This is a genomic window from Microbacterium sp. SORGH_AS_0428, assembly GCF_031453615.1.
Lineage (GTDB): Bacteria > Actinomycetota > Actinomycetes > Actinomycetales > Microbacteriaceae > Microbacterium.
Genome location: NZ_JAVIZT010000001.1, coordinates 783,900 through 809,434, shown reverse-complemented (window position 1 = coordinate 809,434; position 25,535 = coordinate 783,900). Strand labels below are relative to the sequence as shown.

Sequence of the window (25,535 nt, the reverse complement as noted above, 5' to 3'; positions counted from 1 at the left end):
TTAGGGTGGATGAGACGCCGATGAGGCGTTCGACCTACTCGACGGAGCGACAGGCGTGACTCACTACATCTATCTCGTCCGCCACGGCGAGCATCAGGATGCGGAGCACGGCATCGACGACGGACCGTTGTCGCCGCGTGGCCGCCGCCAGGCTGAGCTGCTGGCCGACCGACTCTCGGGCGTTCCGTTCGATGCCGTCTGGCACTCGCCGCTCGTGCGCGCCGCGGAGACGGCCCGCGCGGTGGCCGAACGCATGCCCTCGATCACGCCGGAGGCCTCCTCGCTGCTGTTCGACTGCGTACCGACCGGGATGACGGAGGAGACCCCGGCGGTCTTCGAGCCGTTCTTCGGCGGTATCACGGAGGCCGCGGTGGATGCGGGTCGAGCGCAGATGGCCGACGCCCTCGCGGCTTTCCTGGTGCGCAAGCAGGGCGACGTGCACGAGCTGATCATCACCCACAACGCGGTGATCGGGTGGTTCGTGCGCGAGGTGCTGGGCGCGCCGGACTGGCGCTGGATGACGCTCAATCAGGCCAACGCGGGACTCACGGTCATCGCGCAGCGCCACGGCAGGCCGTGGACGCTCGTCTCGCACAACGACCTCGCCCATCTACCGTTCGAGCTGCGCACGGGCCTCCCCGAGGTTCCGCCCGTCTGACGTTCGGGGCTCAGTTCAACGCCTTGCCGTACCAGCGCGTGGCGTTCTGATTGTCGTTGTACGGCTCGATGGCGGTGAAGCCGCTGCGCGCATAGAGCGAGCCGGCTGCCTCGAGCGAGTGGTGGGTGTCGAGCACGAGCTCTGCCGCCCCGAAGGCGCGGGCCCGCTCCTCGAGCTCGGTCACGAGCAGCCGGCCGCCGCCGCTGCCGCGCGCCTCGGGCCGGACGAAGAGGTGCTTGAGCTCGTAGCGGACGCCCGTGGGTCCGTCGGCGATGCGACGGATGCCACCGCATCCGATCGCGTCGCCGGTGTCGTCGAAGAGAACGAGGAACACGCCGTTCGGCTCCTCGAAGGCCGCAGGATCGGGGAACACCGTGCGGTATCCGCCGCCGGGGAACCCCTCCGCGCGACGGGCGAAGTACAGGGTGAGCAGCTCGTGACTGACGGGGTCGTCTGCGGGAAGGGCACGCAGGGTGGGCATACCGCGAGCGTAGCCGGGGTGCGCCTAGGGTGGAGACATGACGACGCGTGTGGCCATTGTGGGAGCAACCGGCAAGCTGGGAAGCATCATCCGCGGCGTGGTCGAGGGTGAAGAGGGCTTCGAGCTCGTCGCCGCCCTCTCGTCTCGCGACGACATCCAGGCCATCGACGATGTGGACCTGGTCGTCGACGCGTCCGTTCCGGCCATCTCCATCGACGTCGTTCGCGCGGCGATCGAGCGCGGCAAGAACGTGCTGGTGGGCACGAGCGGGTGGTCCGCGGAGCGCATCGCGCTCGTGCGTCCCCTGGCGGATGCGGCCGACGTCGGCGTCGTGTTCATCCCGAACTTCTCTCTCGGCTCCGTGATGGGCTCGGCTCTGTCCGCCGCCGCGGCGCCCTTCTTCGATTCGATCGAGATCGTCGAAGCCCACCGCGAGACGAAGATCGACTCGCCCAGCGGCACCGCGGTCCGCACGGCCGAGATGATCGCCGCCGCCCGCCAGAGCACCGGCCCGGTCGAGGCGCCGCACGTCGACCAGCGGGCACGCGGACAGCAGGTCGCCAGCGTCCCGATCCATTCGCTCCGTCGCCCCGGCGTCGTCGCGCGCCAGGAGGTGGTCCTGTCGGGACCGGGTGAGTCGCTCTCGATCGTGCACGACACGATCGAGCCGGCCTTGGCCTACGCCCCCGGCATCCGCATCGCGCTCGCCGCCGCCCGCGACGCCCGCGGCGTGCGCGTGGGACTCGACAGCTTCCTCGACATCGGCATCCGCTTGCCTGGAACGCGCACCACGGGCGCCGGGGTGACCGACGGCGCCGCCTCCGGTCAGATCGCTGCGACGACTCCATGAGCGCACGCATCGGCGTCGCCGTCATGGTGGCGGCGTTCGCGCTCTACGCCGTGTTCGTCGGCCAGCGCGCCTGGCTTCTGCTGACCAGCGGGATGCCGCTGGGAGTCGCCGCGGGTGTCGCCCTGCTGGTCCTGCCGGTCATCGCCGTGTGGGCCGTGGGAAGGGAACTGTGGTTCGGCGTGCGCGCGCAGGCGCTCGGCCGCCGGCTGGAGGCCGACGACGCGCTGCCCACGGAGGCGCTGGAGACGCGGCCGAGCGGGCGCGTGTTGCGCGACGAGGCGGACGCGGTGTTCCCCGCCTACCGCCAGGACGTCGAGGAGGCGCCGGACGACTGGCGCGCCTGGTACCGGCTCGGACTCGCCTACGACGGATCGGGCGACCGGCGGCGCGCTCGCGCCGCGGTGCGCACCGCGATCCGGTTGGAGCGGCGCGACCGCGGCTGAGCGTCAGGCGGCGGGAACCGCCGCGGCGACCGCATCCTCCACCGTGGGATGCGTGAAGCGGTAGCCGGTCGAGAGCAGAACCTGCGGCACGAGATCGACATCGTTGGTGAGCAGTGCCTCGGTGGCGTCCGCTCCGAGGGCCGCGCGCACCGCCCACACCGGCGCCCGCAGGGCGTAGGGCCGGTTCATGCGTCGGGCGAGCGCGAAGCCGAGATCGTTGGCGGTCGCGCGAGTCGGTCCCGTCAGGTTGACCGGTCCGGTGATCTGCTCGGCGAGGATGTGGCGGATCGCCCCCACCTCGTCGTCGAGCGAGATCCACGGCCAGACCTGCGTCCCGCGGCCGATCGGTCCCGACAGGCCCAGTCTGGTGAGCAGCAGAAGGGGCTTGAGCACACCCTGCTCGTGCACCACCGGGGCGGTTCGCAACAGCGTCACGCGGGCCTCGTCGCCGGCCTCGCGGGCGGCATGCTCCCAGTCGACGGTCAGTCGCGACAGGAACCCGCTCGCCGGGGCCCGATGTCTCGTCCTGGCGGACCCCGTGCGCCGAGCCGTAGTAGCCCACGGCGGATGCTGACACGAATGCCGGAGCGCCCGCGCCCAGAGCACGCAGTGCCCGCGACAGCGTGCGCGTGGGGGTGAGCCGCGACCACAGCAGCGTGCTCTTGTACGAGCGAGTCCAGGGGAACCGCCCGACGCTGGCCCCGCTGAGGGACACCACCGCATCCGCCCCCTCCAGGACCGCCGGATCGAGCGGGGCGGCGTCCTGCAGCCACGGCACTTCGTCGGCGTTCTGCGCCGGACGGCGCACGAGCGTTCTCACCCGCACCCCGTCCGCGCGCAGCGACCTCACGAGAGCGCCGCCGATGAGCCCGGAGGCGCCGCCGACGACGACGTGACGGGGCTCAGGCAAGCGTCGCCTCGAGCGTGATCTCGATACCCGCGAGCGCCTGCGAGACCGGGCATCCGGTCTTCGCCTCAGCGGCGATGCGGGCGAAGTCCTCGGACGACAGGCCCGGCACGCTCGCGTTGACGTTCAGGTGGCTGCCGCTGATCCCGGTGCCAGGAACGAAGGTGACGGATGCGGTCGTCTCGATGCTCTCCGGAGGAGTGCCGTTCTCGGTCAGCGCGTGGGAGAGGGCCATGCTGAAGCACGACGAGTGCGCGGCGGCCAGCAGTTCCTCGGGCGTTGTCACCGAGGTCGAGCCCTCGCTGCGAGCCTTCCAGTTGACGGCCAGGGGACCCTGGTTGGAGGACTCGAGGGCGACCTCGCCCGATCCCTCTGCGAGGCTTCCCTTCCAGCTGGTGCTGGCTTCGCTGGTGACACTCATGGTCGTCTCCCTCCGGCCGCGTTTCGGCCCTCGGGGCACAGCGTAACCGTCGGAACTTTGCGAAGGCGCCGGTCTTGACACCGGCGTGTGCTCAGACCGGGCGGGCGGTGCGGATGATGCCCGCGCGGGCGAGGATCAGGTAGAGCTGGCAGCCGAGGCAGAGGCCGAACACAGCATTCAAGAAGGCGGCCACGAACGCGGCCGCGGCGGCGATCGGGAGCGCCCAGGGCACCCCGAGAAGATGCAGCACCAGTCCGATCACCGTGACGAACAGCCCCACGCCCTGGGCGAATCGCGGCGGGCGCGGGTCTTCGAACTCGGTCGCCGGGCGCAGGCGAGGCTGCACGAGTCTGCGGTACAGCACGCCCCACGGTGCGGTCCGCGGCGACACCACACCCCACAGGAAGAGAGCGGCGATCACGGCCAGAAGGATGAAGCCCGGATCGGCCGCCCGGTGGGTCAGCACCGCTCCCAGGGGCGCAGAGGTGAGCGTTCCTTCGGCAAGCGGTTGGTAGGCGAACCACCCGTACGCTCCCGCAGAGGGAGCAGCCGAGGCGCCGGTGAGGCCGAGAAGCACCGCGATCAGCAGGAGCACGGCGGTGAGGGAGGCGGCGAAGCGGGGGCCGCGCACATCGATCCGGGCGGGCGAACGGTCAGACACGGGTCGACTCCTCGGTCACGCGGGCGAGTTCCAACTCCACCACGTCGCGGCGCGGTGTTCCGCCGAACCGCGTGCGCACGGTGCCCCGGTGATCGAGGATGAGCGTCGTCGGCGTCTGCAGGACGCGGAAGTGCTGGGCGATGTCGGTGCGGTGCGTGAGATCCACGTCGAGGTGCACCACACCGGGTAGATCCGCGGCGATGTCGGAGAGCGTGCGGTGCACGCCGGGGCAACGGGCACAGAACTCGGTGCTGAACTGCAGCAGCGTGGCCACCTCGCCCAGGGCGGGAGCGCCGAGACGCGCCGGGTCCACCACCTCGTCCGGGTCCACGCGACGTGGCCGGTTCTGACGCCAGCGGAGGGCGAGACCGAGGCCGACGGTCGCCGCGAGGAGCGCGGCCAGCACGGCGACGGCGATGAGGGGGTCCACGACATCCCAGGCTAGACCTGCCTGCATGCGCGGGCATCGATTCCGCCGAAGATGACGCATGTACGTAACACAGCGCCGGGATACGCTGAGGGGGTGAGTGACGCGTCCAGTGCCGAGATCCAGTTCCGCAGCGACGTGACGGTCGAGCTCGTCCGTTCCAGCGCCTCCGACTCCGACGTGCTCTTCGCCGCGCGCGTGTCGACGCAGGGGGAGCAGACGCTCGAGTCCGCCGCATCCGGCGACCAGGCGACCGCGCGCGATCGCGGACTCATCAACTACCTGATGCGCGACCGTCACGGCTCACCGTTCGAGCACAACTCGATGACGTTCTACGTGCAGGCGCCGATCTTCGTCTTCCGCGAGTTCATGCGCCACCGGATGGCCTCGTACAACGAGGAGTCGGGCCGCTACCGCGAGCTGCGCCCTGTCTTCTATGTGCCGGCCCGCGAGCGCAACCTCATCCAGGTGGGCAAGCCCGGCGCGTACGAGTTCCTCGCCGGCACCGACGAGCAGTTCGAGCTGGTCGACGAGACCACCCGCGCCGCCAGCATCCAGGCCTTCGAGGCCTACCAGCGGATGCTGGACGCCGGTGTCGCCCGCGAGGTTGCGCGGATCGTACTGCCGCTGAACATCTACTCCTCGATGTACGTCACCATGAACGCCCGTGCGCTCATGAACTTCCTCTCGCTGCGCACCAAGGTGGAGGGAACCCACTTCCCGTCGTTCCCGCAGCGCGAGATCGAGATGTGCGCCGAGAAGATGGAGGCGTTCTGGACCGAGCTCATGCCGCTCACCCACGCCGCCTTCAACGCCAACGGCCGCGTCGCGCCGTGATCAGTCCTCGTCGATCGTGACGAGATAGCCGTCGAGGTGGCGGCGGATCTCGCCGTCCGCCGGATCCGGTCCGGGGGCCGCGCTCTCGTCGCCATCCTCGTCGATCGTGCGGCCGACGCCGGGCAGCGGGTCGAGCCGAGCCGTGCCGGGACACCGTTCGGATGTCAGGACGTACGGGGTCGGTCGCACCTCGATCGCCCATTCCGCGCCCGGTGCCGAGAAACGCGCCGTCTCCGATGCCCGTCCCCGGCGCGGAACGCGCGTCGTGCGGTGCGCCACCGTGAGCGCGGACACGGCGCGCACGACGCCGGAGATCTGCAGCTCGGGTTCGCGCTCGTGGTGTGTCTCGACGAACTCGGGGGCGGCCGCCGGCGCACAGAGCTCGCGCACCCCTTCGTCCGCCTCCACGACCCCGAACCCGACGCGGTCGCCCACGGCGAAAGGCTCGCCGCAGCACGCCCATTCCCATTCCCAGAGCAGCACGTCCACCATGGGTTCACGATAGGCGCCGGCGCGTAGGCTCGGCCCATGGCGAAGACGGCTCTCATCACCGGTGCCAGCTCCGGACTCGGCGCGGAGTACGCCAGGCAGCTCGCCGCGCGCGGCGCCGACGTCGTGCTGGTCGGCCGCGACGCCGAGGCACTGGAGGCGGTCGCCCGCGAGGTGCGCGCCGCATCCGGCGTCGCGGCGGAGGTGCTGGTCGCAGACCTGTTGGACGCGGAGGAGCGGCGCGCGGTCATCGACCGGCTGACGGATCAGGACCGGCCCGTGGAGATCCTCGTCAACAACGCCGGATTCGGTCTTCCCCTCGATTTCGAGCGCAACGACATCGAGGACGAGGTGCGGCACCTCGCCGTGCACGTCGAGGTGCCGATGCGGCTCATGCACGCGGCGCTCGGCCCGATGCTCGCGCGCGGCAGCGGCCGCATCCTGAACATCGCCTCCATCGCCGCGTTCATCCCGCGCTCCACGTACGGCGCCTCAAAACTGTGGCTCGTGTCGTTCAGCCGCTGGGCCGATGCGTCCTATGCGGCGCGCGGCGTGACGGTCACCGCCGTGTGCCCGGGCTACACGCACACGAACTTCCACGAGCGGCTCGGTCTCGCCCGCGGACAGGAGGGGATCGCAGGCTGGATGTGGTTGAACCCCGCCGACGTGGTGACGCCTTCGCTGCGCGATGCGGCACGCGGCAAGGCCGTGTCGGTGCCGACTGTTCGCTACCGCGCGCTCGCCGCGCTGGCGAGCGTGGCCCCTGATCGACTCGCCGCGAAACTCGGTCGGCGGGGCCGCTGAGTCAGACGAAACGGCCGAGCCGGATGCCCGCGTATGCGAGCGCTGCGACGGTCTCGCCATCGCTGATGCGGCCGTCCGCGACCATCGCGAGGGCCTCGGCGAACGAGACGCGCGCGACCTCGTCGATGCCCTCCTCGTCCTGCGCGAGGGCGCTGTCGGGTGCGGGGGCGAGGCCGCGCGCGAGGAACACGTGCTCGGGCGCGACGGCGACCCCGTTCAGCGCGTTCATGGTGCCGAGATGCTCCCATTCCGCCGCGACCAGGCCTGTCTCCTCGGCGAGCTCCCGCTGAGCGGCGAGGAGCGGATCCTCGCCGTCGCTGCCTCCCGCCGGCACCTCCCACGAGGGGCCGGTGGTGTAGCGCTGCATCGACACGAGACAGACGTTGTCCTCGTCGTCCAGTGCCACGATGAACACGGCGGGATGCTGCATCTCGACGACGCCGTAGATCCCCTCGCCGTCCGGGCCGGTCACGTCGTCCTCCCTCACCCGGATCCAGCGGTTCTCGTAGACGACGCGGCTTGCGGACGTATGCCAGACCATGCGGCCACCTTACGGCGGCGCCCACGGCGAACCCGCGCCACCGCGACGTCTGCACGACGGATCGGTGACCGAGAGTCGCATGGGCCCCGTGGGACGACAGGCGCACCACAGGTCGTGCAGATGTCGCCGCACCTGGAGGCGAATCCGCGAAGGCGCCGGCCGCACGCCGTCGACACGGTGCCGGCGGTGGGTACCGCGACGTCTGCACGACGGGACGCGCTGCGAGTGCTCTCGGTGCCCCGCGAGGTGACTCTGACACCACGCTCCGTGCAGATGTCGCATGGGCGCGGCGTGCCGCCCCGCGGTGCGAGCTCGATCGAACCTCCCCACGGCGCCTCGAACGGTGAGTCGTCCCGCATCCGCCGGAGGAGCGTCATGTCCGGGGCGCGGACGCACAGGGTGGACGGATGGACTCCGCATCGATCGCCGACAGGCTGCGCGCACTCGGCGGAGTCGCGCGCGCCGGCCAGATCGGTGCGTCGCGCAGCATGCTGGCTCGCGCCGCCGATCGTGGTGCGATCGAGCGGGTGCGCAAAGGCGTGTACGCGCTGGGTGCGCACCCCGATGTCCGAGACGCTGCAGCCCACGGCGGGGAGCTCGCGTGTGCCGCGGCGCTCCGCGTCCTCGGTGTGTGGGTGCTGGAGGACCGGCCGGCACTGCACGTCTGGCTCGGCCCCGACGGTCGCGCGCACCCGCATCCGTCCTGCGCCTGCATCGTGCACCGGGATGCGGGCGCGTCTGCGTTCGGCATCGTGCCGATCGTGCAGGCGCTCGTCCATCTGGCGGCCTGTTGCGGCGGAGAGAGCTTCTTCGCCGCGTTCGAGTCGGCGTGGCGCCTCGGGCTGCTCGACCGGGCGGACAGGGACGAGGTGCGAAGGCGTCTCCCTGCCCGCTTCCGCTGGCTCGTCGACCTCGCTCGTCCGGATGCCGACAGCGGGCTGGAATCGCTCCTCCGGTTGCGACTGCGTCTGCTCGGCGTCTCGCTGGAGTGCCAGGTCCTCGTCCGAGGGGTCGGCGTCGTGGACTTCCTGGTCGACGGCAGGCTCATCATCGAGGTCGACGGCCGCCTCAACCACGACGGCGCGAGCCTGCGCCACAAGGACCTGGTGCGTGATGCCGAGGCGGCTGCCCAGGGGTACGAGACGCTGCGCTTCGACTATGCGCTCGTCGTGCACGACTGGCAGCGCGTGCAGCGCGCGATCTCGGCGACGTTGTCACGGATGCGGATCGCCTCCCTTCGGTGACGTGACATCTGCACGGTCGTTGAGTCTCCCGTTGCCCCACATGCCGCGCGGGGTCGCACCAGCCCCAGCGGTCGTGCAGATGTCGCAGCATCCGCGCGCCGCCTGCGAAAGGTGATCGGCGCTCATGCGGTGGGGTCGCGGCGGCCGGAACCGATAGCCTGGGAACATGACGCACACGGGCAACCCCTTCGGACAGGTGCTCGTCGCGCTGGTCACTCCCATGACCGCCGACGGCGAGGTGGACTGGCCCGCCGTCGAGAAGCACATGGACGACGTCATCACCGCGGGAGCCGACGGCATCGTGGTCACCGGTACGACGGGGGAGACCTCGACGCTGACCGACCCGGAGAAGCTCCGTCTCGTCGAGGTCGGAAAGAGCGTCGCGTCCGGCCGAGCGAAGATCATCACCGGCGGCGGTTCGAACGAGACCGCTCACGCGATCGAGCTGTACCGGGCGAGCGAGAAGGCCGGCGCGGACGGCATCATGATCGTCACGCCGTACTACAACAAGCCGACCCAGGCCGGCATCCTCACGCACTTCCGCCTCGTGGCGGACGCGACGGATCTGCCCGTCATCCTCTACGACATCCCGGGCCGTACCGGCGTGCCGATCAAGTACGAGACGATCCTGCGCCTCGCCAAGCATCCGAACATCCTGGCGATCAAGGATGCGAAGGGCGACTTCAGCGAGGTGAGCCGCGTGCTCAACCAGACCGACCTGATGTACTTCTCGGGCGACGATGCGAACGTGCTGCCGCACCTCGCGATCGGAGCGTCGGGTCTCATCGGCGTCACCGCGAACATCGCGGCGGCCCCCTACCGTGCGATCGTGGATGCGGTGAACCGCGGCGACCTCGCCACGGCGACGTCCGAGCACAAGCGACTCGAGCCGCTGGTTCGGGCCGTCATGACGCACGTGCCGGGCACCGTGAGCGCGAAGTACATCCTCCACGGCCTCGGCCGCATCTCGAGCCCCCGCGTCCGCCTGCCTCTCGTGGGGCCGGAGGAGTGGGAGGCCGCCATCATCGAGGACGAGCTCGCCCTGGTGCGCGACGTCCCCGGTGCCGATTTCTCCAACTTCCGTCCCGACCGCAACGCCGCTGCCGGCGGCGCGCTGCCGAAGGTGCACGGAACCACACGCTGACAACCGCTCGCCACGAGGCGAGCCCCATAGCCCGCTCCTTCATTTCAGCGGGCAGAACACGGATGCGGCGCAGGCCGCATCCGGAGAGGTACGTATGGCCAACACTGTCTACGATCCGCCCGCACTCGCTCAGGGGACGCTGCGCGTCACGCCCCTGGGAGGACTGGGCGAGGTCGGTCGCAACATGACGATCTTCGAGTACGACGGGAAGATCCTCGTCGTCGACTGCGGCGTGCTCTTCCCCGAGGAGCATCAGCCGGGCGTGGACCTGATCCTCCCCGACTTCGCGCCCCTGCGCGACCGGCTCGACGACATCGTGGGAATCGTGCTGACGCACGGCCACGAGGACCACATCGGTGCCGTGCCGTACCTGTTGAAGCTCAAGAACGACATCCCCCTCATCGGTTCGGGGCTGACGCTCGCCCTCGTGGAGGCGAAGCTCAAGGAGCACCGGGTCAAGTCGTACACGTTGACGGTCGCGGAGGGTCAGCGCGAGCAGGTCGGGCCCTTCGATCTCGAGTTCGTCGCGGTGAACCACTCCATCCCCGACGCCCTGGCCGTCGCCATCCGCACGCCCGCAGGCATGGCGCTGGCCACCGGCGACTTCAAGATGGACCAGCTCCCCCTGGACGGCCGTCTCACCGACCTCCGTGCCTTCGCGCGCCTGGGCGAGGAGGGAATCGACCTCTTCCTCGTCGACTCCACCAACGCCGACGTCCCCGGGTTCACCCCGCTGGAGCGCTCCATCGGTCCCGTGCTCGACCAGGTCATCGGTCGTGCACCGCGCCGGGTGATCGTGGCGAGCTTCTCGAGCCACGTACACCGCGTGCAGCAGGTCATCGACGCGGCGGCCGCCCACGGGCGTCGGGTCGCCTTCCTCGGGCGCAGCATGGTGCGCAACATGACGATCGCCCAGGACCTCGGCTACCTCAAGGTGCCGGACGGTGTGCTCATCGACTACAAGAAGGCGCGCGACCTGCCCGACGATCGCATCGTCTACATGTCGACCGGTTCTCAGGGCGAGCCCATGGCGGTGCTCTCGCGGATGGCCAATCTCGACCACGAGATCGAGCCCGGCCCCGGCGACACCGTGATCCTCGCCTCCAGCCAGATCCCCGGCAACGAGAACGCGATCTACCGCGTGATCGACGGGCTGACCAAGCTCGGCGCCAACGTCGTCCACAAGGGCAACGCGAAGGTGCACGTCTCGGGCCACGCAGCCGCGGGCGAGCTGCTGTACTGCTACAACATCCTGCAGCCGCGCAACGTGCTGCCCGTGCACGGCGAGCACCGCCATCTGATGGCCAACGCCAAGCTCGCACAGGACACCGGCATCCCCGCCGAACGGACGATCCTCGCCGAGAACGGCACGGTCATCGACCTCAAGGACGGCGAGGCTCGCGTCGTCGGTCAGCGCGACATCGGCTTCGTCTACGTCGACGGCTCCACCGTGGGCGAGATCACGGATGCAGACCTCAAGGACCGCCGCATCCTCGGGGAAGAGGGCTTCATCTCCGTGATCGTCGTGGTGGACGCCTCCACGGGGCGCATCATCACCGGACCGGAGATCCACGCGCGCGGTTTCGCCGAGGACGACTCGGTGTTCGAGGACGTCAAGCCCAAGATCGCCGCGGCGCTCGCGGAGGCGGCGGGCTCGGGCGTGCGCGACACGCACGCCCTCTCGCAGGTCGTCCGCCGCACGATCGGCCGCTGGGTGAACCAGCGTCTGCGTCGGCGCCCGATGATCGTGCCGCTGGTGATCGAGGCCTGACCGCTTCATCGCTATGATCCGGGCATGCCCGCGAGCTTCCGGATCCGCCCCGCCGAACAGGCGGACGGCGTGTTGCTCGCGGACATGGTGGTCGAGGCCGCGAACTGGCGGCCCGGTGCGGCACGTCCGCGGCATGAGATCCTCGCGGCCCCGGAGCACGCCCGATACATCTCGGGGTGGAAGCGGCCGGGCGACACGGGTCTCGTCGCGGTGAGCCCGGAGGGTGAAGGGATCGGCGCCGCCTGGTACCGGATGCTGCCGCGAACCGAGCCGGGGTTCGGGTACATCGGCACGGGAGTGCCGGAGCTCGTGATCGGGGTGCGCCCCCTGTGGCGCGCCCACGGGGTGGGGCGCGCTCTGCTGCAGCAGCTGGTGGCGGCGGCACGGGCCGAGGGCTACGCGCGCCTCAGTCTCAGCGTGGAGCGCGACAACTTCGCCGCGACCCTCTACCGTTCCGAGGGCTTCGCCGTGACCTCTCCCGCCCAGGGGCGCGACACCATGGTGCGTCGCTTGCGCTGAGGCGCTTCGCCGCGTGGCTACCGACCGCTGTCGCAGGTCGGATCTACCGTGGGAGCATGGCACGCAGTACCGCCTCGACGCGTCGCGCCCCCGCGAAGGGCGGTTCGTCGCGCGCGCGCAAACCGGAACCCGCTCCCAAGCGCTACGTGGGAGAGGACGATCGGCCCTCGGTCGCCGTCCGCGCCTGGATGGGACTCGCGCACCTCACGGGCGGGCTGTTCCGCACGTTCGGGCCCGAGACGCTGGAGAAGGATCAGCGTCGCGACGGGTTCCCGTTCCTGCTCGTCCTTCTCGCCGTCGCCGGGGCCGTGATCGAGTGGTTCTTCATCGGCACCGAGGTCTCGGCGGCCATCAGCGCCTACTCCATCGGCGGGCTGGTCGGCCGGGTCTCCTTCATCCTGCCCGTCTTCCTGGTCCTGCTGGCCGGCTGGCTGTTCCGCCATCCCGCATCGGTGCACGACAACGGCCGCATCGGAATCGGTTTCGCGCTCTTCGTCCTGACCATCGCGGGCTTCTGCCACGTTCTCGGCGGGCGCCCGCAGCCGTCGGCCGGCCTTCCCGCGCTCAGCACCGCGGGTGGCCTCTTCGGCTGGATGGCGGGGGAGCCTCTCGCGCTGCTGCTCCAGCCGGTCGGCGCGGGCATCGTGCTGACCCTGCTGGCCGTGCTCAGCGTGCTCATCCTCACCCGTACGCCCCCGAACCGCATCGGTCGTCGCCTCGGCGACCTGTACGCATGGATGTTCGGAGCGGAGCGGCAGGACCCGGCCGAGAAGGCCGAGCGCTCGAAGGACGCAGCCGGCTCTGTCGCCGGAGACGACGATGCGACAGAGGCCATGCCGTGGTGGCGTCGGAACAAGACCGGACGTGAGCAGGACCCCGACGAGGGCGCCGGCTCGCAGGATCTGACCGAGCTCCTGTTCACCGACAGCCCGGTCGCCGGCGGTTTCGACAACGCCCTCGAGCCCGCGCGTCCCGCACCGCCGCTGCCGGGGGCGCCGGAGGCGCTCACCGAGGTCATCGATCCCTCGGTCATCGCCGCGGCCGAACGAGCGGTCGCGGACAGCCGCGCCGCTGCGGGCCTGCAGGACGACGGCGACTCCGGTCCCCAGCCGACTCTCGACGGCATCGAGGGCTTCGGCGGCAGCGGCGATCGCGTTCCGCCTGCCGCCTCCTACTCTCTGCCCTCGGTCGCGGCCCTCGCCGCGGGATCGGCACCGAAGACGCGCTCCGAGGCGAACGATGCGGTCGTGCGCGCCATCATGGGCGTGTTCGAGCAGTTCAAGGTCGACGCGAAGGTCACGGGCTTCTCGCGCGGGCCGACCGTCACGCAGTACGAGGTCGAGGTCGGACCGGGCGTGAAGGTGGAGCGCATCACCGCGCTGACCAACAACATCGCCTACGCCGTCGCCTCCAACGAGGTGCGCATCCTCGCGCCGATCCCCGGCAAGAGCGCCATCGGCGTCGAGATCCCCAACACCGACCGCGAGATCGTGACGCTGGGCGACGTGCTGCGCTCCCAGAACGCGCTGCAGTCCACGCATCCCATGACGATCGGTGTGGGAAAGGACGTCGGCGGAGGCTTCGTCGTCGCCAATCTCGCGAAGATGCCTCACCTCCTGGTCGCGGGCTCCACCGGCTCCGGAAAGTCGAGCTTCGTCAACTCGATGATCACGAGCCTGCTCATGCGCTCGAAGCCGTCCGAGGTGCGGATGGTGCTCATCGACCCGAAGCGCGTCGAGCTCACGTCCTACGCCGGAGTCCCGCACCTGATCACGCCCATCATCACGAACCCCAAGAAGGCCGCCGAGGCGCTGCAGTGGGTCGTGAAGGAAATGGACATGCGCTACGACGACCTCGCGTCGTTCGGATTCCGACACATCGACGACTTCAACAAGGCGGTCGTGGCGGGTCAGATCCAGCTGCCCGCGGGCAGCGAGCGCGTGCTGAAGCCGTATCCCTACCTCCTCGTCGTGGTCGACGAGCTCGCCGACCTCATGATGGTCGCGCCGCGCGACGTCGAGGACTCCATCGTTCGCATCACCCAGTTGGCGCGTGCGAGCGGCATCCACCTGGTGCTGGCGACCCAGCGCCCGAGCGTCGACGTCGTCACGGGCCTTATCAAGGCCAACGTGCCGTCGCGCCTCGCCTTCGCCGTCACCAGCGTCACCGACTCCCGCGTCATCCTCGACCAGCCCGGCGCCGACCGGCTCATCGGTCAGGGAGACGGCCTCTTCCTGCCGATGGGCGCCTCGAAGGCGATCCGCGTGCAGGGCGCCTGGGTCAGCGAGCCCGAGATCGAGAAGGTCGTGCAGCACGTCACCGGCCAGGCCCGTCCCGAGTACCGGGCGGATGTGGCGGCCGTCACCGAGAAGAAGGAGATCGACGCCGACATCGGCGACGACCTCGAGCTCCTGCTCGCGGCGGCGGAACTCGTCGTGGGCACGCAGTTCGGATCGACCTCGATGCTGCAGCGAAAGCTGCGCGTCGGCTTCGCCAAGGCGGGACGCCTCATGGACCTCATGGAGTCCCGCGAGATCGTGGGTCCGTCCGAAGGTTCCAAGGCCCGCGACGTGCTGGTGACGCCCGAGCAGCTGCCCGGCGTCCTCGCTCGCCTCCGCGGCGAGGACCCGCCCGCCGGCGGGGCCGTCGACGACCGCTACGGACCGGATGCGGTGGACTCGCAGTTCGACGGACTCGAGGTGGTCGACGGCGAAGAGGGCTCCGAAGACGCCTGGAGCCTCACCGGGCGCGACTGAATGCTCCCCGCTCGCTAGGCTCGCATCGTGGCGGTTCCCCGACAGCTTCCCAACGCGATCACGATCGTGCGCATCCTGTGTGCGCCGGTCTTCCTCTGGCTTCTGCTGGCCGATGCCGGTGAGGGCGGTGCGATGCGATGGGCGGCGACTGTGCTGTTCGTCGTGGCGATCGCCACGGACGGCATCGACGGCTACCTCGCCCGGCGCTACGAGATCGTCACAGACCTCGGCAAGCTTCTGGATCCGATCGCCGACAAGGCGCTCACCGGATGCGCCTTCGTGGGCCTGTCGATTCTCGGCGAGCTGCCGTGGTGGGTGACCATCGTGGTGCTGGTTCGCGAGGTCGGCATCACCGTGTACCGGTTCGCGGTCGTCAGCGACCACGTCCTCGCTGCGGCCTGGATGGGAAAGCTCAAGACGGTGGCTCAGGCCATCGCGCTCTCGCTCGCGCTCGCGCCGCTGGCTCCGCTGGTCGGGGAATGGATCCACGTCGTGAACACGGTCACCATGTGGATCGCCGTCATCCTCACGATCGCCAGCGGAATCGACTACGTGGTCAGCGAGGTGCGGGGGCGCCGAGCACGTCGTGCGGGGGGCGCCCATGTCGGCTGAGCGCTTCATGGACGACAGCACGCTCGATGAGCAGACCTCGATCGTCGGCGGGCGACGTACGGACGCGGAGCACATCGTCCAGCGTCTCGGCGAGCTGGGCTGGACCATCGGCATCGCCGAATCGCTGACCGGCGGTGAGGTGTGCAGCCAGCTGGTCGCGGTCGCCGGTGCATCGAAGGTCGTGCGCGGCGGGATCGTCGCCTACGCCACCGCGCTCAAGCAGAGCCTGCTCGGCGTCGACCCGCTCGTGCTGGAGCTCGGGGGACCGGTTCAGGCGAAGGTGGCGCGTCAGATGGCCGAGGGCGTGCGGGAGGCGGTCGCGGTGGACGGCGCCGGTGCGGATGTCGGTGTCGCGACGACCGGGATCGCCGGGCCCACGTCCTCCGACGGGCAACCCGTCGGAACCGTGTTCGTGGCGGTGTCGACGCCGCTGGGCACGAGAGTCGAGTTGCTGCAGCTCGACGGCGACCGGGAGCAGATCCGTCAGCGCACCGCGCGGCGCGCGCTGCGGATGGTGCTCGAGGCGCTCTGAGGGAACAGATCGGGTTACCACTGGGTTACGTTGTGCGATTCTCATCCGTCACCCAGCGGCGCGGGATTAGATTGGCCGCACGCACTGTTGTAGCGTTATGCACCCGGTGCACGACGGATTCGGTAAAAGGAGGGCTCGAAATGATCCTGGTACGTCATGAGATCGGCGAAGTCCTTCGTGAGCTCCGTCAGCAGAAGGGCCGCACCCTTCGACAGGTCGCCAGTCGCGCGAGTGTCGCGCTGGGATACCTGAGCGAGGTCGAGCGCGGGCAGAAGGAAGCCTCGAGCGAGATCCTCGGCGCCGTCGCCGAGGCGCTGGATGTTCCCATCTCCACGATCATGCGCGAGGTCTCGGACCGGCTGTCGGTTCTGGAAGGCATCAACTCCTTCCCGGACGTGGTTCCGGACGAGCTGGTCGCGATGGCATCCCCCGAACTCTCGCTGCGCTGAATGCGCCGCAGCGAATTCGATCGCGCCGTCCGGGACGAGTTCGGCTCGCGCGGCGGCTATCTGGTGGATGATCTGGTGCTCGCCGGTGCGGGCGATCGCACCGCGGCGCAGGCGTTGGCCGCGGGGGAGTCGACGCGCGACGTCTGGCTCGCCCTGTGCGCGGAGATGGATGTCCCGCCGAACCGGCGGTACGGAGTGGGGCGGCTCGAACCGCGTCGATAACGACGGCGTGTCGTCGAAGATCTGTTCGATTCACGCGTAGTGTTCTGCACAGACGGCGTCCGAGGGATGTCTGTCCACGGATGCGGAGTGTTCCGACGCGATGTCGGAGGCCCTGCCTACCGTGGGAGATGTCGCAACGACACGTACGCCTTGCCGCCGAAGCCGGACACTGTGCCGGGTGGACGCGGCAGCCTACAGGCGACCGACATCGAGCAGAAGGAACCCTCATGCCCTCACCCGCAGACCGCGAGAAAGCCCTCGAATCGGCACTCGCCCTGATCGACCGGCAGTTCGGAAAGGGCTCGGTCATGCGACTGGGCAGCGAAGACCGCGCCCCGGTCGAGATCATCCCGACCGGTTCCATCGCGCTGGATGTCGCACTCGGCGTCGGCGGCCTGCCGCGCGGACGCATCATCGAGATCTACGGTCCGGAGTCCTCCGGTAAGACCACGCTGACCCTGCATGCGATCGCCAACGCGCAGCGTGCGGGCGGAATCGCCGCCTTCATCGACGCCGAGCACGCGCTCGACCCCGACTACGCCAAGAAGCTCGGCGTCGACATCGACCAGCTCCTGGTGTCGCAGCCCGACACGGGTGAGCAGGCGCTCGAGATCGCCGACATGCTGGTGCGCTCGGGCGCCATCGACCTCGTCGTCATCGACTCGGTCGCGGCCCTCGTGCCCAAGGCGGAGATCGAGGGCGAGATGGGCGACAGCCACGTCGGTCTGCAGGCGCGCCTCATGTCGCAGGCGTTGCGCAAGCTGACGGGTGGTCTGAACCAGACGAAGACGACCGCCATCTTCATCAACCAGCTCCGCGAGAAGATCGGTGTGTTCTTCGGTTCGCCGGAGACGACCGCGGGTGGAAAGGCGCTCAAGTTCTACGCGTCGGTTCGCCTCGACATCCGTCGTATCGAGACGCTGAAGGACGGCACGGAGGCGGTCGGTAACCGCACCCGCGTCAAGGTCGTGAAGAACAAGATGGCGCCGCCCTTCAAGCAGGCCGAGTTCGACATCCTGTTCGGTACCGGCATCTCCCGCGAGGGAAGCCTCATCGACTTCGGTGTCGATCAGGGCATCGTGAAGAAGTCTGGCTCCTGGTTCACCTACGACGGCGAGCAGTTGGGACAGGGCAAGGAGAACGCCCGCAACTTCCTGCGCAACAATGCCGACGTCGCCGCGGAGATCGAGCAGAAGATCAAGACCAAGCTCGGTATCGGCCCCGTCGTCGAGGTGCCCGTCGAAGACGAGCTGGCTCAGCGACGCCCGGCATGACCCACGAGGACGACCGGGGCGAGGCGGATGCCCTCGCCCCGGTGATCCCGCTCTTCGGGGCACGCGCGGCGGACGCCGCGAGGTCCCGCGAGGAGTCGGTCCCGCGGGGGAGCGGTCCGTTCTTCGCCCCCGATTCCGACGGTGTGCGCGACGCCTCGCCGTTCGATGCGTCGCACGACGTCGACACCGATACCGAGGTGGATGACGCGGCCCTCGCGCAGGCGGCGTCCGATGCGCTCCTGCGCAAGCTCCGGTCGCGCTCGCTCTCCGAACGAGAAGCCCGCACGTTCCTCGCTCAGCGCGATCTGTCGCGCGACGCCGTCGAGGAGATCGTGACGGACTTCCTCCGCCTGTCGTATCTCGACGATGCGGCCCTGGCTGAACAGCTGGTGCACATCGGCGTCTCCCGGAAGGGTGAGGGGCGCGTCGCGATCGCGCAGGCCATGGCGCGCCGCGGCGTTCCGCGCGACGTCGCCGATGCCGCACTGGGTGCGGTGGGCGACGATGATGCCAAGCGTGCTCTCGAGTTCGCGCGGCGCAAAGCGACCTCGATCGGAGGGCGCGACGACGACGCCGCCCTGCGCAGGCTCGTCGGTCAGCTCGCTCGCCGAGGCTATCCCTCGTCGGTCGCGATGACCGCGGCGCGCCAGGCGCTCGCGGAGGCGCGTCGCCCGGCGGCCCGCGGCCCGCGCTTCGACTGATCGGCTCGGGTTAGGCGGTCGGTGCCGCGCGCCACCGATCGTTCTGCGGCGACAGCCCGCGCGTGACGAAACGGCCGAGCTCGCGACGCGTGCGCGCACCAATCTTCCGCCGCGCCTGGAAGATATGGGACTCGACCGTTCGCACCGACAGGAACAACCGGCTCGCGATCTCGCGATTGCTCATCCCCTCGTCGATCAGATGGGCGATCTCGCGCTCACGTCGGGTCAGGACGGCGAGGGTCCTCTTCGTGCTCGACATTGCGGGCGCCGTCGTCGGCCCGGAGGAGCCCGGCGTCGAGCCGGCCCACGCGACCGTGCGTCGCAGGAGTTCGAGAGCGTCCGTGGTGTTCCCCTCGTCGGAGCCGAGGGCGAGCAGAACGAGACTCTCGACAATGGCGGCGTCCGACTCCGCCGCCGCAGCTGTGATCTCGTGTCGCATCCGATCGGGTTCGATTCCCAGCACGATCGCGCGGTAGAGGTCTCTCACACGCACGGGTGGAGCGTCGAGCCGGCTAGAGAGCTCGAGGGCGCGTCGTGCCGCGTCGCGCGCCAGATTGGTACGCCCCGCCACGAGGGAGACCACGCTCTCGGTCGCCGCAAAGGACTGCTCGAGAACGGGCGAGGCCGTGCCCCACACCGCGCCGATCCGGGCGAGGATCTCCTCCGCCACGTCGGCTCGACCGCGCAACGCCAGGAGATACGCGATGCACAGCTTCAGGAAGGGAACCAGTGGATCCTGCGGAGCCGGGTGGAGTCGACGCCGCGCCATCCGCAGTTCCGTCACCGCCGCGTCGGTGTCGGCATCGAGCGCCAGGGCCAGCGAGGTCGCGAGCCCGGTGAGCGCGGTGAGCCGCCGACAACCGGTGCGCACGGCCAGTCGTCTCAGTTCGGCGATATGCGGCCCGAGGGGTGACGGGTCCTCGCCCACGATCTGTGCGGCCATGAGAGCGCCGCAGAGAAGCGAGGCGCGGGCGATCCCGTCGACCGGCCCGTCGTGATCCGTGTCCAGGACCAGTCGGACGCGTTCCAGCTCGCGCCGCGTCGCGCCGCCGTCGCCGCGCATGGCCGTGGTCACGACGAGAGTCATTAGGGCACGGACACGGACTCCGACCTCTGCAGGCGCATCGGTGATGACTGCTTCGGCTGCGCGGACCCCGTCCTCCCACCGCATCTCGGCGGTCGCTCGTTGCGCCTCGAGGAGTTGATGCTCAAGGTGCTCCCCGGCGGAGCTCTCTGCGCCGGCGATCGTATCCGCGAGAGCTCGCTCGAGTTCCTCCGCGGGCGCGTGCCGGCTGCGGGTCGCAAGGCGAGTCCGGAGCATCGCCGCGCGGACGCGAGCCGCACCTGACAGGCCGCCGACCGAGCGCGGGGCGCTCACGGCATCGGCGAGCATCGTCCGCGCATAGAAGTGCTCGACCCGCAGCCGTTCCGAGTCACCTCCCTCCAGCCCCAGTGCAGCGTACGCCGCGGCGATTCCGTAGTCCTCGTGATCGTTGGCGCTGCGCGCCGCGCCGACGAGCACCTCTTCCCTGGTCTCCGAGGCGAGCGCGGCTGCCGCGTGCGGATGAAGGAACAGTTGAGACGCGACGGCATTGGCGAGTGCTTCGTCCACCGGCTCTCCCGCGCGGGGTAGGAGATCCGCGACGCTGCGGTCGGCGAGAGCGATCGCGTACTCCCCGCCCAATCGACGCGCTGCCGCGCGGGCGAGAGGCGTCACGGCGTGCAGACGACGCATGGCCGATCCGTCCTCGGTCAGGAACCCGCTGGCGAGCAGGCCGTCGAGCGAGGATCGTCCGACGCAGCGTACGGCGTCGCCGTAGGGGAGACCCGGCGCGCGATCGATGAGGACGAGCGTGCGCATTCGGTCCACGTCCAGCTCACGTATGTGCGCGTCGGTCGCCGCGGAGAGACCACCCTGCGCGGGGGCCGATCGGATCGCCTCAAGCGGGTCCACGTCGGATTCGACGGCGGCCACGGCCGTCCGGGTCAGCTCGCGCAGGAGAGTGCGCGAGCCGTTTCCCTGCCAGACGATCGCCTCCGTCGTGATCCGATCCAGCAGTCCACGGGACAGGCGGTCCACGATGATGCGCGCCCGCCGCTCCGAGACGGGCGTGAGGTCGATGCGCTGCGCGAAGCCGCGCAGCCAGAGATCGAGGATGGTCGTCGTCGCGACACCCGCACCCGCCGCATCGGCGACGCGCGGGACCGAGAGCGCGAACAGCACGACTGCTCGCCGTGCGTAGACGGCGCGGGACAGGGCCGTCACCGATGCCTCGTCCAGATCCTGTGCATCGTCGACCAGCACGACGGTGCCCGCGGGCGTTGCGCCGCGGCGGACGAGTTCAGCCCGCTCGTCGTTCGCCGCATCGAGCGCCTCGAAGGGAGCCTCGCCGGGAAGAGGGGCGGGGTGAAGGAACAACGGCTGGCAGCCTCGCTCGGTCAGGCGTTCCCCCAGTCGACGCGTCAGCACGGTCTTCCCGGTGCCGAGCGGGCCGGCGACGACGACGCTGACCCCGGCCTCGATCGATTCCGCCGCCTCCTGCAGTTCTCGCCGATCCCCGGAGTCCGGTCCGGATGCGGCCTCATCCGCTGTCTCGTCTCGCACGGCTCTCCCCCCAGGACACCGGATAAGGCGGGCGCCGGGGGTGCATCAACTCCGACGCTCGCCCTCCACGATACCGAGGCCGGCGGCCTCGGCAACGGGGTGTCGCTGAGGCCACTACGCAATTGTCGTGCCGGTACTACGCAGAGCAGATCTGTGGGGCGGTAGCCGAGACCTCCCGGCTACCGGCGGACTGCGCAGCCCGGTACCGACATCCACCTGCTCCGGGCGACAGCCCGCAAGACGCGTCCTAGCGTCCGGAGTGGATCTGCGGGTCTCCCGGACGCGACGACGCTTCCGGCGCACACACGAAGAGGTTGGGGTCGAAATGCAGACGCAAGACAAGCGCAGCCACACGCGGCGCAAGGTGTTCGCGATCACGGCGGGAGCGGCGGCCCTCGGGCTCGGCGTCACCGCGACTGTCGCGGCGTGGACGGACACCGAGTGGGTGTTCGGCGGCGATGGAGCGGGTGGTCCGGGCGTGGGGACATCGACCTTCTCCGTCCAGCAGAACACCGTCGCGCCGTTCGGGGCGGGCACCTGGACCGATGAGGCGGACAACCCGGGCGGTGAGATCGTCTTCGAGAACACCGGCATCGACGCGACAGCGCTCACGCCCGGAGACAGCGTGTACGCGCAGGTGGCTTTGCGCACGTCCACGACATCCGTCGCCGGCGACGTCGACCTACAGCCGGCCGTTCCGGCCGCAGGCGTCGCCGCGGACGATCCGGCAGGACTCCTGTTCGCGGCGCTGGACGTTCGCGTCGTGACGGACGACGCCGCCTTCACCTGTGACGCCTCGGCCTTCAGCGGCGCCCCCGGTGCGCCCGCCCTCATCGCCGACGGCCCGCTCGCCACCACCGGCGGTTCTGCCGCGCAGGCTCTGGCAGCGGCCGCGGGCTCCGTCCAGTACTACTGCTTCGAGGTCACCCTGCCCGACCCGGTTCCGCTGGCCGGCGGCACGACGATCGACGACTACATGGGCCTGTCGATCGCGCCCGCCTGGGAGTTCCAGGCCGAGTCCTGAGCGAACAGGACACGACCGTCATGACGACCGCACCCCGTCGCTCACGCGCGACACTCATTGCCTCCGCCGGCGACGACGGGGCCGGGGCGGAGCCTGCGGGCTCCTCCCCGGAGCGGCCGCGCCGCTTCCGTGATGCCCTGCTCGCCGCTCTCGGCGTCCTCGGCGCTCTCACGCTGCTTTGGCTCGCGGTGTCCTCGATCCTGTCGCTGTCGGTCATCGTCTTCGTCACGGGGTCGATGAGTCCCACGATGCCCACGGGAGCCGCTGCGGTGGTGCAGCGCGTCGCCGCCGCCGAGCTGAAGGTCGGCGACGTCGTGACGGTCCTGAAGGAGGACGGCGTGACGCCGGTCACCCACCGCATCGTCGAGATCGACGACGTCGCGGGACGGCCGTCCGCGCGGGAGCTCACCCTCCGCGGAGACGCGAACTCGTTCGTGGACTCCGCGCGCTACATCGTCGAGGAGGCGCCGCGCGTCCTGGTCTCCACCCCGTACGCAGGGTGGGTCATCATCTGGGCCAAGTCGCCTCTCGTCAGCATCGTCCTGGCCATCGGTCTCGCCGCGGCGATCGCCTGGGTGTTGTGGCCCTCCGCATCCCGTCCGCCGCGCGGAGATCCGGATGCGGCCGTCATTCGAGACTGAGGAGTTGTCCGTGTCAGAGGTCTTCCTACCCGCGTGGCGACGATCGGTCGGCGTGCTCGTCGCCGTTCTGTCCGCTGCGCTCATGGTCGCCGGCGGAGTGCTGCTGGCTGCCAAGGCCAACGCCGCACTGATCGATGTTCCGCCCACTGGCGCTCCCGGACGCCTCGTCCTGTCGAGCGAGCCCTATCCCGCAGAGTTCCTCGACATCAGCCCCGGGGAAGCAGCGTTCTGGCAGGTGGGAGCACGTCTCGAGGATGCTTCGCGCGCGACCCTCGCTCTGGAGCTGCGCAAGGAGGGCGAGCTGGTGGATCATCCGCGCGGGCTGACGATGTCGGTCGCCGTCTGCGACGTGCCGTGGAGTTCCCTCGACACGGCGCCGGTCTGCGCGTCCGGCGAACGAGCCGTCGCTGTCGCCACTCCGGCGGACGACTTCACCGCCTCCTCTCCTGTCTTCGAGCTGCGCCCGCTCACACCCACCTCGCCGGAGTACCTGCTCGTCACACTGTCGGTCGACGACGACGCGGCAGCGCGCGCGGACACGAGTCTCATGGGTCTGACGGGGCGCATGGGCGTCGGTCTGACCGCCGTGGCGGTGGACCGGCCCGCTGACTCCCCGGGCGCGGGAGGTCTGGCCACCACCGGGACGGATGTGGGAATGCTGCTGGCCGTCGGCGCCATCGCGGCAGGGCTCTTGGGCTTCGGCGCGGCGCTGCGGCTGTGCCGTCGGGAGGTGGGGGCATGAACACGCGGAAACTGGTGCCGTTGTCGATCGCTGCGTCGGCCGCTCTTCTGATTCCTTCGAGCATCACCGCGACGTCGGCGTCGTGGACGGACGCCGAGTGGGTCCACGCGGACGACGTCGGCACGTCGTCGCTGATCTGCGGTCAGGACACCGGGTTCGAATCGACCTCCTACGGACGCTTCCTGTCGGGAAGCCTTCTCGGAACGAGCCTCGATCCGGTGGCCGATCTCGAGCAGATGACACTGGCGCTCGACGAGGACGGGGCGGACATCTCGCCCGCGGATGCAGCCGATCTCGGCTCCATGCCCCCCTCGAGCTACGTTTACGCCAATCCCTTCGACCTCTCGCTGCTGAGCATCGTCGGTGTGAATCTGACGGGATTCTCCGTCCCGCTCCCCGGGGCCGCGCTCGGCGCGGCGAATCAGTATGCCCGCGTCGACACTTTCGGTTCGGCCGCGGGGGCGTCCGGTCTGATCAACAACTCCGGCGCCGTCCAGGTGTCGGGTACGACGCCTCCCGCGGATCTGCCGTCGCCCGCCACGGTGCGCATCGGGCAGTTGCTCCCGCCGATCGCGGGCATCGCCGACGCCCAACTGCAGGTGGGGGCCGTGGCGGCCAGCTCTGTGCTCGACGGCTGCGCGGCGCTGCGGGAGCAGCTGTGGGGGATCGCGCCCTCCGCGCCGATCGTGACGCGTGCATACGGCATCGCCGGGCTGGGGCTGCGACTGGATTCGCCGGCGGTTTCGGCGCTCGTGACGAACGTCAACTCGGGTGTCAGCTCGATACAGACGGCAGTGGATTCACTGACGGGATCGTCGGGAGTGCTGTCGAACACCCTCGGTGCAGGACTCGATCTGGCGCTGCCGGCCGTGCTCACCACATCCATCGGTGGCGCGGTGACCATCACGGGCTTGAACCTCGCGAGCTCCGTGAGCACCTTGCTCACGACGCCCCTCACCGATGGTGTCGTGACGGTCGATCTGCAGTCCGGCCTGATCGATGTCGATCTGGATGCGCTGCTGCCCTCGCTGAACAACGCGGCACCCAACACCGAGATCGTGCTGAACAACACGGTCCTCAACCCCATCGTGACCAGAGTCGGCACTCTCCTGGACAACTGGAGTTCGCAGGTCGTCGCCGCCGTGACCGCCGCCGTGCGTGCCGCCACTGTGACCATCGATCTGGATGCCGTCGTCGCAGCGCCGGGGGTCACCGTCCCCTCGGTTCCGCCTCTTCCTCCCCTGGTGCTGCCCGGCCTGAACGTGCTCAACGTGGGCATCGACTTCACAGGAACGATCGGAGCCGTGCTGGACGGCACGGCGGCCTTCACGGTGTCCGCCGCTGCGGCGGGCGTGACAGGGCCGATCAACACGCTTCTCGCCGCATTGGGGCTGCCGACGGTGTCCTCGCTCGTCTCCACCGTGACGGCGCTCGGGCCGACGTTGGTGACAGCAGCGGCGAATTCGATCACGACTACGGTGCTCGCCGCGATCACGACGCTGGGCACCACGCTCTCCACCGCGGTGAACGCCGTCCTCACGGCGTTGGGGAGTGTCGTCAATGCGCTGCCCTCCGTGTTGTCGATCATGGTCAACGTGCAGCCCGACCAGGCGAACGCCCCTCCGGGCGTCGGCTACGCCGCCGCGGGACCCGAGTCGACAGCGCAGTACCGCGTCTCAGCCCTGCGCCTCGGGTTCGCGCCGTTCGCCACCCCCGCGAGCATCGCGACCGTCACCCTGGGCACGGCATCGGCGGGACCGGTGGCCGCTCCCTGAGCGCG

27 protein-coding genes and 1 pseudogene are annotated in these 25,535 nt (G+C 69.9%); 20 read left to right on the top strand and 8 right to left on the bottom strand.

The annotated features are described in order from the left end of the window. Nucleotides 1-55: 55 nt before the first annotated feature. Entirely contained in the window at nucleotides 56-658 is a 603-nt protein-coding gene (locus QE374_RS04000; protein ID WP_137416556.1) for a histidine phosphatase family protein, read from the top strand. Nucleotides 659-668: 10 nt separating this feature from the next. Here the strand turns inward: QE374_RS04000 and QE374_RS03995 are convergent, their stop codons facing one another. Further along, a complete protein-coding gene (locus QE374_RS03995) occupies nucleotides 669-1,139 on the bottom strand; it encodes a GNAT family N-acetyltransferase (RefSeq protein ID WP_309732375.1) in 471 nt (156 codons plus the stop codon). A 37-nt stretch (nucleotides 1,140-1,176) separates the two neighbouring features. Here QE374_RS03995 and dapB point away from each other — a divergent pair, with 37 nt between their 5' ends. Both dapB and QE374_RS03985 read left to right on the top strand, forming a co-directional pair. Then, complete coding sequence (gene dapB, locus QE374_RS03990) at nucleotides 1,177-1,989, top strand: 4-hydroxy-tetrahydrodipicolinate reductase (protein ID WP_309732373.1); 813 nt, start codon at nucleotides 1,177-1,179, stop codon at nucleotides 1,987-1,989. Continuing rightward, on the top strand, nucleotides 1,986-2,432 hold the full coding sequence (locus tag QE374_RS03985) for a hypothetical protein (RefSeq protein ID WP_309732371.1): 447 nt from the start codon (nucleotides 1,986-1,988) through the stop codon (nucleotides 2,430-2,432). Before dapB ends, QE374_RS03985 begins: the two co-directional genes overlap by 4 nt. 3 nt (nucleotides 2,433-2,435) lie before the next feature. Here the strand turns inward: QE374_RS03985 and QE374_RS03980 are convergent. The 4 genes and pseudogenes from QE374_RS03980 to QE374_RS03965 form a co-directional block, all read right to left on the bottom strand. Next, nucleotides 2,436-3,342 (bottom strand): annotated as a pseudogene (locus QE374_RS03980) (TIGR01777 family oxidoreductase). Beyond that, nucleotides 3,335-3,760 (bottom strand): OsmC family peroxiredoxin, encoded by a 426-nt coding sequence (locus QE374_RS03975; RefSeq protein ID WP_137416563.1) that lies wholly within the window; start codon nucleotides 3,758-3,760, stop codon nucleotides 3,335-3,337. Before QE374_RS03975 ends, QE374_RS03980 begins: the two are co-directional and overlap by 8 nt. A gap of 91 nt (nucleotides 3,761-3,851) precedes the next feature. Further along, entirely contained in the window at nucleotides 3,852-4,421 is a 570-nt protein-coding gene (locus QE374_RS03970; RefSeq protein ID WP_309732368.1) for a DUF4395 domain-containing protein, read from the bottom strand. Then, a complete protein-coding gene (locus QE374_RS03965; RefSeq protein WP_309732366.1) occupies nucleotides 4,414-4,851 on the bottom strand; it encodes a thioredoxin family protein in 438 nt (145 codons plus the stop codon). The genes QE374_RS03970 and QE374_RS03965 overlap by 8 nt, the downstream gene beginning before the upstream one ends. 93 nt (nucleotides 4,852-4,944) lie before the next feature. Between QE374_RS03965 and thyX the strand changes: the two genes are divergently transcribed. Further along, entirely contained in the window at nucleotides 4,945-5,685 is a 741-nt protein-coding gene (gene thyX / locus QE374_RS03960; protein ID WP_309732364.1) for an FAD-dependent thymidylate synthase, read from the top strand. On the opposite strand, the gene QE374_RS03955 is transcribed toward thyX, so the two are convergent. Then, a complete protein-coding gene (locus QE374_RS03955; RefSeq protein ID WP_309732363.1) occupies nucleotides 5,686-6,177 on the bottom strand; it encodes a DUF6578 domain-containing protein in 492 nt (163 codons plus the stop codon). A gap of 36 nt (nucleotides 6,178-6,213) precedes the next feature. On the opposite strand from QE374_RS03955, the gene QE374_RS03950 reads away from it, so the two are divergent. Continuing rightward, nucleotides 6,214-6,978: an SDR family NAD(P)-dependent oxidoreductase gene (locus QE374_RS03950; protein WP_309732361.1), complete on the top strand. Its 765-nt coding sequence runs from the start codon at nucleotides 6,214-6,216 to the stop codon at nucleotides 6,976-6,978. A 1-nt stretch (nucleotide 6,979) separates the two neighbouring features. On the opposite strand, the gene QE374_RS03945 is transcribed toward QE374_RS03950, so the two are convergent. Next, nucleotides 6,980-7,519, bottom strand: coding sequence for an NUDIX hydrolase (locus tag QE374_RS03945; protein WP_309732359.1), 540 nt, complete (start codon nucleotides 7,517-7,519; stop codon nucleotides 6,980-6,982). 407 nt (nucleotides 7,520-7,926) lie between these two features. Between QE374_RS03945 and QE374_RS03940 the strand changes: the two genes are divergently transcribed. The 11 genes from QE374_RS03940 to QE374_RS03890 all read left to right on the top strand — a co-directional run bounded on the left by QE374_RS03940 (nucleotide 7,927) and on the right by QE374_RS03890 (nucleotide 18,743). Continuing rightward, nucleotides 7,927-8,763, top strand: a complete 837-nt coding sequence (locus tag QE374_RS03940) for a DUF559 domain-containing protein (protein ID WP_309732357.1) — start codon at nucleotides 7,927-7,929, stop codon at nucleotides 8,761-8,763. Nucleotides 8,764-8,929: 166 nt separating this feature from the next. Next, a complete protein-coding gene (gene dapA / locus QE374_RS03935) occupies nucleotides 8,930-9,907 on the top strand; it encodes a 4-hydroxy-tetrahydrodipicolinate synthase (protein ID WP_309732355.1) in 978 nt (325 codons plus the stop codon). A gap of 94 nt (nucleotides 9,908-10,001) precedes the next feature. Next, on the top strand, nucleotides 10,002-11,678 hold the full coding sequence (locus QE374_RS03930; protein WP_309732352.1) for a ribonuclease J: 1,677 nt from the start codon (nucleotides 10,002-10,004) through the stop codon (nucleotides 11,676-11,678). Between the two features lie 24 nt (nucleotides 11,679-11,702). Continuing rightward, nucleotides 11,703-12,197 (top strand): GNAT family N-acetyltransferase, encoded by a 495-nt coding sequence (locus tag QE374_RS03925; protein WP_309732351.1) that lies wholly within the window; start codon nucleotides 11,703-11,705, stop codon nucleotides 12,195-12,197. 56 nt (nucleotides 12,198-12,253) lie between these two features. Beyond that, nucleotides 12,254-14,953, top strand: a complete 2,700-nt coding sequence (locus QE374_RS03920; RefSeq protein WP_309732350.1) for a DNA translocase FtsK — start codon at nucleotides 12,254-12,256, stop codon at nucleotides 14,951-14,953. Between the two features lie 27 nt (nucleotides 14,954-14,980). Continuing rightward, complete coding sequence (gene pgsA / locus QE374_RS03915) at nucleotides 14,981-15,565, top strand: CDP-diacylglycerol--glycerol-3-phosphate 3-phosphatidyltransferase (RefSeq protein WP_309732348.1); 585 nt, start codon at nucleotides 14,981-14,983, stop codon at nucleotides 15,563-15,565. Then, complete coding sequence (locus QE374_RS03910) at nucleotides 15,555-16,097, top strand: CinA family protein (protein WP_309732346.1); 543 nt, start codon at nucleotides 15,555-15,557, stop codon at nucleotides 16,095-16,097. The genes pgsA and QE374_RS03910 overlap by 11 nt, the downstream gene beginning before the upstream one ends. A gap of 140 nt (nucleotides 16,098-16,237) precedes the next feature. Next, nucleotides 16,238-16,546 carry a helix-turn-helix domain-containing protein gene (locus QE374_RS03905; RefSeq protein WP_137416575.1) on the top strand — a complete coding sequence of 103 codons (309 nt, stop codon included), beginning with the start codon at nucleotides 16,238-16,240 and terminating at the stop codon, nucleotides 16,544-16,546. Beyond that, a complete protein-coding gene (locus QE374_RS03900) occupies nucleotides 16,547-16,768 on the top strand; it encodes a DUF3046 domain-containing protein (protein ID WP_309732342.1) in 222 nt (73 codons plus the stop codon). Nucleotides 16,769-16,995: 227 nt separating this feature from the next. Further along, the gene (gene recA, locus QE374_RS03895) at nucleotides 16,996-18,042 is read left to right on the top strand and encodes a recombinase RecA (RefSeq protein WP_243227207.1); all 1,047 of its coding nucleotides are present in this window, start codon (nucleotides 16,996-16,998) and stop codon (nucleotides 18,040-18,042) included. Next, on the top strand, nucleotides 18,039-18,743 hold the full coding sequence (locus QE374_RS03890) for a regulatory protein RecX (RefSeq protein WP_309732339.1): 705 nt from the start codon (nucleotides 18,039-18,041) through the stop codon (nucleotides 18,741-18,743). The genes recA and QE374_RS03890 overlap by 4 nt, the downstream gene beginning before the upstream one ends. A 10-nt stretch (nucleotides 18,744-18,753) precedes the next feature. On the opposite strand, the gene QE374_RS03885 is transcribed toward QE374_RS03890, so the two are convergent. Further along, nucleotides 18,754-21,348 carry a LuxR C-terminal-related transcriptional regulator gene (locus QE374_RS03885; RefSeq protein ID WP_309732337.1) on the bottom strand — a complete coding sequence of 865 codons (2,595 nt, stop codon included), beginning with the start codon at nucleotides 21,346-21,348 and terminating at the stop codon, nucleotides 18,754-18,756. Between the two features lie 325 nt (nucleotides 21,349-21,673). On the opposite strand from QE374_RS03885, the gene QE374_RS03880 reads away from it, so the two are divergent. The 4 genes from QE374_RS03880 to QE374_RS03865 are packed head-to-tail and all read left to right on the top strand — an operon-like array spanning nucleotide 21,674 to nucleotide 25,530. Beyond that, a complete protein-coding gene (locus tag QE374_RS03880) occupies nucleotides 21,674-22,372 on the top strand; it encodes a SipW-dependent-type signal peptide-containing protein (protein WP_309732335.1) in 699 nt (232 codons plus the stop codon). A 20-nt stretch (nucleotides 22,373-22,392) separates the two neighbouring features. Further along, nucleotides 22,393-23,013 (top strand): signal peptidase I, encoded by a 621-nt coding sequence (locus QE374_RS03875; RefSeq protein ID WP_309732334.1) that lies wholly within the window; start codon nucleotides 22,393-22,395, stop codon nucleotides 23,011-23,013. Between the two features lie 10 nt (nucleotides 23,014-23,023). Continuing rightward, the gene (locus tag QE374_RS03870; protein WP_309732332.1) at nucleotides 23,024-23,755 is read left to right on the top strand and encodes a hypothetical protein; all 732 of its coding nucleotides are present in this window, start codon (nucleotides 23,024-23,026) and stop codon (nucleotides 23,753-23,755) included. After that, complete coding sequence (locus tag QE374_RS03865) at nucleotides 23,752-25,530, top strand: choice-of-anchor G family protein (RefSeq protein WP_309732331.1); 1,779 nt, start codon at nucleotides 23,752-23,754, stop codon at nucleotides 25,528-25,530. The genes QE374_RS03870 and QE374_RS03865 overlap by 4 nt, the downstream gene beginning before the upstream one ends. Nucleotides 25,531-25,535 lie beyond the last annotated feature (5 nt).

Coding starts and splice junctions, on each gene's coding strand:
- QE374_RS03995 (WP_309732375.1), bottom strand. CDS start 1,139: ATGCCCACCCTGCGTGCCCTTCCCGCAGACGACCCCGTCAGTCACGAG.
- dapB (WP_309732373.1), top strand. CDS start 1,177: ATGACGACGCGTGTGGCCATTGTGGGAGCAACCGGCAAGCTGGGAAGC.
- QE374_RS03985 (WP_309732371.1), top strand. CDS start 1,986: ATGAGCGCACGCATCGGCGTCGCCGTCATGGTGGCGGCGTTCGCGCTC.
- QE374_RS03975 (WP_137416563.1), bottom strand. CDS start 3,760: ATGAGTGTCACCAGCGAAGCCAGCACCAGCTGGAAGGGAAGCCTCGCA.
- QE374_RS03955 (WP_309732363.1), bottom strand. CDS start 6,177: ATGGTGGACGTGCTGCTCTGGGAATGGGAATGGGCGTGCTGCGGCGAG.
- QE374_RS03950 (WP_309732361.1), top strand. CDS start 6,214: ATGGCGAAGACGGCTCTCATCACCGGTGCCAGCTCCGGACTCGGCGCG.
- QE374_RS03945 (WP_309732359.1), bottom strand. CDS start 7,519: ATGGTCTGGCATACGTCCGCAAGCCGCGTCGTCTACGAGAACCGCTGG.
- QE374_RS03940 (WP_309732357.1), top strand. CDS start 7,927: ATGGACTCCGCATCGATCGCCGACAGGCTGCGCGCACTCGGCGGAGTC.
- dapA (WP_309732355.1), top strand. CDS start 8,930: ATGACGCACACGGGCAACCCCTTCGGACAGGTGCTCGTCGCGCTGGTC.
- QE374_RS03930 (WP_309732352.1), top strand. CDS start 10,002: ATGGCCAACACTGTCTACGATCCGCCCGCACTCGCTCAGGGGACGCTG.
- QE374_RS03925 (WP_309732351.1), top strand. CDS start 11,703: ATGCCCGCGAGCTTCCGGATCCGCCCCGCCGAACAGGCGGACGGCGTG.
- QE374_RS03920 (WP_309732350.1), top strand. CDS start 12,254: ATGGCACGCAGTACCGCCTCGACGCGTCGCGCCCCCGCGAAGGGCGGT.
- QE374_RS03910 (WP_309732346.1), top strand. CDS start 15,555: ATGTCGGCTGAGCGCTTCATGGACGACAGCACGCTCGATGAGCAGACC.
- QE374_RS03905 (WP_137416575.1), top strand. CDS start 16,238: ATGATCCTGGTACGTCATGAGATCGGCGAAGTCCTTCGTGAGCTCCGT.
- QE374_RS03900 (WP_309732342.1), top strand. CDS start 16,547: ATGCGCCGCAGCGAATTCGATCGCGCCGTCCGGGACGAGTTCGGCTCG.
- recA (WP_243227207.1), top strand. CDS start 16,996: ATGCCCTCACCCGCAGACCGCGAGAAAGCCCTCGAATCGGCACTCGCC.
- QE374_RS03890 (WP_309732339.1), top strand. CDS start 18,039: ATGACCCACGAGGACGACCGGGGCGAGGCGGATGCCCTCGCCCCGGTG.
- QE374_RS03880 (WP_309732335.1), top strand. CDS start 21,674: ATGCAGACGCAAGACAAGCGCAGCCACACGCGGCGCAAGGTGTTCGCG.
- QE374_RS03875 (WP_309732334.1), top strand. CDS start 22,393: ATGACGACCGCACCCCGTCGCTCACGCGCGACACTCATTGCCTCCGCC.
- QE374_RS03865 (WP_309732331.1), top strand. CDS start 23,752: ATGAACACGCGGAAACTGGTGCCGTTGTCGATCGCTGCGTCGGCCGCT.